At 69.1% G+C, this 7,091-nt stretch carries 7 protein-coding genes; 2 read left to right on the top strand and 5 right to left on the bottom strand.

Annotated features, from left to right (window positions below; translation table 11 throughout):
- Positions 1-326 precede the first annotated feature (326 nt).
- Positions 327-2,540: a chitobiase/beta-hexosaminidase C-terminal domain-containing protein gene (locus ACNPM4_RS01030; protein WP_448984399.1), complete on the top strand. Its 2,214-nt coding sequence runs from the start codon at positions 327-329 to the stop codon at positions 2,538-2,540.
- Between the two features lie 44 nt (positions 2,541-2,584).
- Here the strand turns inward: ACNPM4_RS01030 and ACNPM4_RS01025 are convergent, their stop codons facing one another.
- The 4 genes from ACNPM4_RS01025 to ACNPM4_RS01010 form a co-directional block, all read right to left on the bottom strand.
- On the bottom strand, positions 2,585-2,797 hold the full coding sequence (locus ACNPM4_RS01025) for a helix-turn-helix domain-containing protein (protein ID WP_029264006.1): 213 nt from the start codon (positions 2,795-2,797) through the stop codon (positions 2,585-2,587).
- The gene (locus tag ACNPM4_RS01020; RefSeq protein WP_091033068.1) at positions 2,797-3,285 is read right to left on the bottom strand and encodes a DUF2975 domain-containing protein; all 489 of its coding nucleotides are present in this window, start codon (positions 3,283-3,285) and stop codon (positions 2,797-2,799) included. The genes ACNPM4_RS01025 and ACNPM4_RS01020 overlap by 1 nt, the downstream gene beginning before the upstream one ends.
- Before the next feature lie 124 nt (positions 3,286-3,409).
- Positions 3,410-5,128 carry a glycosyltransferase family 2 protein gene (locus ACNPM4_RS01015; RefSeq protein WP_448984398.1) on the bottom strand — a complete coding sequence of 573 codons (1,719 nt, stop codon included), beginning with the start codon at positions 5,126-5,128 and terminating at the stop codon, positions 3,410-3,412.
- A gap of 131 nt (positions 5,129-5,259) precedes the next feature.
- The gene (locus tag ACNPM4_RS01010; protein WP_448984400.1) at positions 5,260-5,538 is read right to left on the bottom strand and encodes a helix-turn-helix domain-containing protein; all 279 of its coding nucleotides are present in this window, start codon (positions 5,536-5,538) and stop codon (positions 5,260-5,262) included.
- Positions 5,539-5,606: 68 nt separating this feature from the next.
- Here ACNPM4_RS01010 and map point away from each other — a divergent pair, with 68 nt between their 5' ends.
- The gene (gene map, locus ACNPM4_RS01005; protein ID WP_448984397.1) at positions 5,607-6,380 is read left to right on the top strand and encodes a type I methionyl aminopeptidase; all 774 of its coding nucleotides are present in this window, start codon (positions 5,607-5,609) and stop codon (positions 6,378-6,380) included.
- A gap of 52 nt (positions 6,381-6,432) precedes the next feature.
- On the opposite strand, the gene ACNPM4_RS01000 is transcribed toward map, so the two are convergent.
- Positions 6,433-7,091: DUF4127 family protein (locus ACNPM4_RS01000; protein ID WP_448984396.1), on the bottom strand; the 659-nt coding region annotated here is incomplete at its 5' end.

The raw sequence follows: 7,091 nt of genomic DNA, 5'->3' as shown, positions 1-7,091 counted from the left end.
CGCCGACCCCACCCGCACCCCACGACTCGGCGGCCGCGCCCGCTTCGACATCGCCGCCTGACCTGACTCCGGCGAGTGGCCGCCGAGTGGCGGTCCGCCTGACCTGACTCCGGCGAGTGGCCGCGGCGTGGCGCGTCCGTCGGTGGGGGAACGGCGGAGCAGCACCGTGATCTTGTATTCACTTCTTTTCCGAGCATCCGGGTGGCTGACCGCAAAGTTGTTTACCTAACGTTCCTGCTTTCGCCGTTCCCCGTCTGGAACGGCTCCCTAGCGTCGTCTCAGCGCCGGTCCGGTGCGTCGTAGATACACACGTGGAAGAGGATGAAGTGAAGAGACAGATCGCAGGAGTGTGCACGCTCGCGGCCGTGGCCGCCGCCGTCGCATTCCCCCTCACGGCGGCGAACGCCGCCGAGGAGCTCGCGGCACCGACATTCAGCCAGGACGGCGGCCGATTCACCGAGTCGACCACCGTCACGCTCACCGCGCCGCAGGGCGCCCAGATCAGGTACACGCTCGACGGATCGACGCCGACCGTGAAGAGCCCGCTCTACAAGAAGCCGCTGGTCATCGACGAGACGACCAACCTCGCCGCGGTCTCGATCAAGGGCGGTGCGACCTCGCCCGCCGAGATCGAGGGATACATCATCAAGACCGACGAAGAACCGCTCACGTCGTTCTTCGTGATGAGCGACGTGCACACGTCGGCCCTCACCGAGAAGAACCGGGGCATCTGGAAGAGCCACTTCGACACCCTCGCGTCGATCAACCCCGACCCCGACCTGATCATCTCTAACGGCGACCAGATCAACGACAACAACAACAACACGGCGCCCGACCACCAGGTCGTGAAGACGATCTTCGACGAGAACATCGACCGCCTCGGCCTCGACGACACCCCGATCCTGATGTCGCACGGCAACCACGACGTGGGCAACGCCGACATGGCGAAGTACTACGGCGACTGGTTCCCGAACGCATCCGGGGGCTACTACGAGAAGACCGTCGACGACCAGACGTTCCTCGTGATCGACACCGAGCGTTACTCGGGCGCGCAGCGCACCTGGCTGCAGGGACGCCTCGCCGCCCTCTCCGCCGAGCCGGATGCCCTCAACACCCCGATCTTCGTCGTCGGCCACCGCCCCACCGCCAACACGGTCTACGACGGAGCCCAGGCCTCCAATGCCACCCTCACCGCCGACCTTTCGGGCTACCCGCAGGCCGTCTACTTCTCGGGGCACTCGCACCTGCACCTGAACGACGAGCGCTCCATCTGGCAGGGCGGCTTCACGGCCGTGAACGACGGATCGATGTCGTACACCGAGACCCCGCACGACGCGTACCAGATCTACGGCAACGCGCTCTGGGACGAGTTCACGATCCCGACCGCGCAGGCCCTGTACGTCGAGGTCTACGCCGACCGCACCGAGATCGATCGCATCAACTTCGCCGCCGAAGACGAGCGCACCTACGACAACGGCGCCTGGGGATACCAGTCCGGCTACCCCTTCGCCAGCGCCGGCACGCTCGCAGGCCCCACCTGGACGGTCCGCCTCGACGGCACGACGCCCGAAGAGGTGCGCGCCAACTTCGACTACACGTCGGCGGCGCGCGACAACGTCGCACCGGTGCAGCAGGGTGCGCCCGAGCACACCGTGACCGCAGACGGCGCCGACATCCTCCGGGTTCCCGCGGCGACCGACGACGAGTCCGTCTACGGCTACGACGTGCGGGTCCGCGACGCGGCCACCGGCGTCGAGGCGCTGCCGATCCGCGCCGGTGCGAAGGTTCTCGCCGACTTCCAGATCGCACCGCGTCCGAGCATCCTCGAGATCCCGCTCGCGATACGCAACGGACGCCAGGCCGACGCCCCGCTGATCACCCTCACCAAGGGGACGAGCTACATCGCCGAGGTCACCGCCGTCGACATGTACGGCAACCGCTCCGAGAAGACCACGGTCTCGTTCGTCGCGGGTCGCGTCCCGGACAAGACCCGCCCGCAGGTGACGCTCGTCAGCCCGACCACGGCCGGTCCGTCGAAGGCCATCGACATCCGCGTCGACGCGACCGACGAGGTGGGGCTCGCCCGCATCGTCGCGAACATCTACCGGGGTGGCACGCTCGTCAAGAGCACGCAGTCCACGGCCACGGGCACGAGCGGCTCGCACGTCGCGACCGTGACGCTCCCCGACGGGGCGTACACGATCAAGTACAACGCGCAGGATGCCGCGGGCAACATCTCGAAGACCTCGACGTTCGATCTCACGGTCGACGCCACCGCCCCCACTGTGACCGTCAAGACCGGTGACTCGTTCACCGTCGGCGATGCGGCGGGCTACGACAAGGTCAGCTTCAAGCTCCACGACGCCGGCAAGATCGACCGGATCGAGCTCAACGGCGTCGGGAAAGACCTCTCGAACAACGTCTGGTCCGACCTCAACTTCGTGAAGCGGGGAACGTTCGGCGGAGTCGCGGGCGAGAACACGCTCCTCGTCCACGACGTCGCCGGCAACGTCACGACGGTCGAGTTCGTGCTGCGCTGATCCACCGATGCGAAGCCCCGCGGCGTACCGCGGGGCTTCGTGCGTCAGCCGGCGTCGGGCTCCCAGCGCAGCAGATCGCCGGGCTGGCACTCCAGTACCGCGCACAGAGCATCGAGTGTCGTGAAGCGCACGGCCTTCGCGCGCCCGTTCTTCAGAACCGCGAGGTTGGTCGGCGTGATGCCGATGCGCTCGGCCAGCTCGCCGACGCTCATCTTCCTCCGCGCCATCATCACGTCGATGTCGACCACCACGGGCATCAGATCACCTCGTCGTCGAGCTCGGAGCGCAGCGCTCGCGCCTCGGCCTCACTATCGATCGCCTGCCGCAGCAGCGCCTTCATGACGACCACGAGCAGCGCCATCCCGGCGAGCACGACCCCGGCGCCGCCGATCAGCGCCACGACGCCCGGCGCCGTCGACCCCGGCGCGAGCAGCGCGGCCAAGATCCACGTGAGGGCGGCGGCCACCAGGATCGCCCCGATGATGACGTTCACGTACCGGAACGACGACTCCGCGAAGATCGATCCGCGCCGCACCCGCGTGAGCAGCATCCACACGCACACCCCGAACACCTGCAGTGTTCCCACGCCCAGCACCACGATCGACACCAGCACGATCCGGCCCCACAGCTCGTCCTCGGCGAGGTCGAGCCACAGCAGCGGCACGATGAGCGCCTGCACCGCCAGTGAACCCAGCAGCGCCACCGCGATCACGATGCGCAGAACGACGATCGTCGTCTTCCCCATGCCCACTCCTTCATCGAAGAGCAACAGGAATCTATCGTTATTCGTTCGATGGAGCAAGTGAGGGGCGGTCAGAGTGCGACGGCGGTCGGTGCTGTCGTGCGGAGAGGTCGGTGTCGCGGCGCGGTCAGTGCCTCCGGAGGAGACGGCGGATGCTGCGCACCGTGCGGCCCGCGGCGTCCTTGAGTCCGCCGTCCGGCCACTCGCGATGCAGCTCCACCGTGCCGCCCTCGCCTGCCGTGAGCGTGCAGGCGCGCCCCGCGAGGATCGGCGAACGGCCGATGCGAGCGAGCACCGCGGGATCGGCTTCGAGGGGAACGTCGAATGTCCACCCCGCCCGGCGGACCTTGACGCTGAGCGGGCCGCCTCGGGAATCGTCCGTCCGCTCGAACGAACGAACCGGATCGATCGAGACGGCGACGGCGGAGAGGTCACGTGGTCGGCGGCCGGAGAGGATGCGCTCGGTCCCGGTGTCCGTGCCGGTGTCGGTGCCGGTGCCGGTGCCGGTGCCGGTGCGGGTGCCGGTGTCGGTGCCGTCGCGGAGGATCAGCTCGATGCGATCGTTGCGGAGCTCGCGATCCACCGCCAGGAGATTCGCCGGCAGCCCGTCGAGAGACGACAGCGGCAGTGACGTCAGCCGAATCGACTTCTTGGCGCCGGAGGACTTCGCGCCGGTCGCAGGCCCGGCGGCATCCTGCGCGGCGGGGGCCGACGGATCCGCGGCGAACGTCTCGAACACCAGCGCATCCTTCCCGTCGTGCGTGATGTCGACGCGAAGGGTGAGGTGCAGCCCGCCGCCCCGCGACCAGCGCGCGGCGGTCACGGTGGCGCGGCACTGTACGCCCGACTCGAACTCCGCCAGGCGCAGCAGATCGTCGCGGCGATCGGCACGCAGCAGCGCCGCGCGGATCCGGTGCGCGACCCCGAGGCCGGCATCCACGCCCGGCCCGAACCGTCGCTGCGTCAGCGGGACCACGACATCCAGCAGACGGTCGCGATACTCCTCCGGATACTTGACCATGCGCGGCCCGGCGATGCGCTTCAGGATCTTGCCGCGGAACCAATGCCGCAGGAGTCGGTCGCGCAGTCGTCCCGGCTCGGTGTGCGCCTCGACGATGTCGAGCACGGTCTCCAAGTGCGGGAAGTAGCTCTCCGGCTCGATCCGGGCGGAGCTCGCGCTGCCCGGCTGCTTCACCCACGCGTAGCAGGGCTCACTCGCGAGGATCGAGATCGTCGACGCGGCGAAGTACGCCTGCATGACGAACAGGTGATCCTCCAGGCGCACGCGCCCCTCCGGGAAGCGGATGCCGTTCGCCCGCAGGAACGCCGTGCGGAACATCTTGTGCGGCGTGAGCATCTCGAGCAGGGGATCCGTGCCGAGGACCGCCCGGGCGATGTCGCGGCGGAAGATGCGACTCGGCAGCGGGCGGCCGATCCCCACCTCCTTGCCGACGACGACGTCGGACGCGTTCGCATCCGCGTAGTCGCACAGCTTCTCGAGAGCCCCGTCGAACAGGTAGTCGTCCTGATCGACGAACTGCACGTACTTCCCGCGGGCGGCGTCGATGCCGTGGTTGCGCGGCATGCCGGGCCACCCGGAGTGCTCCAGCGACAGCACCCGCACGTTCGGACGGGTGCGGGCGACGGCGGCGAGGCGCTCGCTGGTCGGCTCGCCGGAGCCGTCATCGCACAGGAGCACCTCGAACGCTCCGGAGTCCAGCGTCTGCCGGTCGAGCGACGCGATCAGGTCATCGAACGATGGGCCCGGTTTGAACACCGGGACGACCACGCTCACACGGATGCTGTTCGCGTTGTTGCTGCTCTCCGGCTGAATGCTCTGCGACAAAACGTCTCACTCCCCCAAGTCGACTGTTCTTCGAGCTAAACATGTCTTCCTATGTGGGTCACGAGGCTTGCGCTTCGGCCGGGCGTGTGCAGAAGTTCGCGCAGCACCGCAGCACCGCAGGGGGCTGGAGCTCAGGAGGCGATGCGTCGATCCGGAGCTGCGGCCGTGCGCGAACCGACCTCGGCCCACACCGCATCCAGCGAGATCTCCAGCACGTCGGCGATCGCCGCGATCGTCGAGAACGCGGGGGTGGCCACGCGGCCGGACTCGATCTTGCGCAGGGTCTCGGGGGAGATGCCGGCGTCCAGTGCGACGCTCAGCATCGACCGTTCCCCCCGCGCGCGCCGCAGCAGGGCGCCGAGGCGCTCGCCGCGCTCGACCTCGGCGGGGGTGAGCGGCATCCGGACCATCATGATGCCCATACTAATACCGGGATAGTATTACCGGGATAGTTATTGGTCACGACGGAAGAGGACCCATGATCGAGATCCTGAACGCCGACGAGCTCACGCGGGCGCGGGCGACCGGCGCGCTCGTCGGCGACATCCTGCAGGCGTTGAAAGCCCGCGCCGCGGTCGGTGTGAATCTGCTCGACCTCGACCGGTGGGCGAAGCAGCTGATCGAGGATGCCGGTGCCGAATCCTGCTACGTCGACTACGCCCCCTCGTTCGGCCGCGGCCCGTTTGGCCACTACCTGTGCACGGCCGTGAACGACGCCGTGCTGCACGGCATGCCCCACGACTACGCCCTTCGGCCAGGAGACCTGCTCACGCTCGACCTGGCCGTGACCCTGCGCGGCATCTCGGCCGATGCGGCCATCAGTTTCGTGGTCGGCGGCGCTCCGGCAGCGGAAGACCTCGCGATGATCGAGGCGACCGAGCGGGCGCTCGCCGCGGGCATCGCCGCCGCTCGACCCGGTGCCCGCATCGGCGACCTGTCGCACGCGATCGGCACGGTGCTGCACGACGCCGGCTACCCCATCAACCTCGAATTCGGCGGCCACGGCATCGGCTCGACCATGCACCAGGACCCGCACATCGCGAACGACGGGCGACCGGGCCGCGGCTACACGCTGCGCCCCGGACTCCTGCTCGCGCTCGAGCCCTGGGTCATGGCCGACACCGACGTGCTGCGCACCGACGACGACGGCTGGACCCTGCGGAGCGCGACCGGATGCCGCACCGCGCACACCGAGCACACGATCGCGATCACCGCCGACGGAGCCGAGATCCTGACACTGCCGAGATCCTGACACTGCCGAGATCCTGAAACTGCCGAAGGATCGCGCCGCATGACGCACCGGGCTAGCTCAGTACCAGCCCGATCTCGAACGATCGCCGCCACGGCAGGGTCAGTTCCTGGATGCGCACGTCCTCCGCGGGGAGCGTCGACTCCAGCAGCGCCGTCAACTCCTCGCGGATGACCCGCTCCGCCGTCGCGACCCGGCCGTCGTCGGCCATCGGGTAGACGTCGGGGAACAGCGCGGGCCCGGAGTCGGTGCGCACGACCGCCTGGTACGCGAAGTCGTCGAGCAGTCGCGTGAGCAGGGCGATGCGGGCGGCGCGGGCATCGAACGTGCCCGTCGCCCGGCCGACCACTCCGGCCGCCGCGACCGCGACCACGCTGCCGAGCGTGTTGCCGGCCGTGTTCCACCCGCCGAACGCCTCGAGGCGCCCGAGCAGCCCCGCCTCGGCGAGCGCCCGCACGAGCGCCTCGTCGGCGCCGTTCGGGTAGCGGACGTCCGCGAGGGCCACGTGCTCGCCCGCGTCCAGCCGCTCCCGGATCAACGCGACCGTGCCGGCCACGGCATCCTCGTCCACCTGATCCGGCCGGCCGCGGAACATGTCGTGCCGGTCAGGATCGGGCGCGTGCAGCACCAGGGTCACGTCGCCGCCTTCGGAGACCTCCACGGCCCCGGCCGCGCGGATCTGCCGACTCGCGGATGCCGCGAGCGACATGTTCT

Source organism: Microbacterium umsixpiens (genome assembly GCF_053543675.1).
Note: the sequence above shows the minus strand (reverse complement) of the source record. Positions and strands in the feature narration are given on the sequence as shown.

Excerpts from the sequence above, each read along its gene's own strand:
- ACNPM4_RS01025 (WP_029264006.1), bottom strand. The coding sequence starts at position 2,797 with ATGCCCGTGGTGGTCGACATCGACGTGATGATGGCGCGGAGGAAGATG.
- ACNPM4_RS01010 (WP_448984400.1), bottom strand. The coding sequence starts at position 5,538 with ATGGTCCGGATGCCGCTCACCCCCGCCGAGGTCGAGCGCGGCGAGCGC.
- map (WP_448984397.1), top strand. The coding sequence starts at position 5,607 with ATGATCGAGATCCTGAACGCCGACGAGCTCACGCGGGCGCGGGCGACC.
- ACNPM4_RS01020 (WP_091033068.1), bottom strand. The coding sequence starts at position 3,285 with ATGGGGAAGACGACGATCGTCGTTCTGCGCATCGTGATCGCGGTGGCG.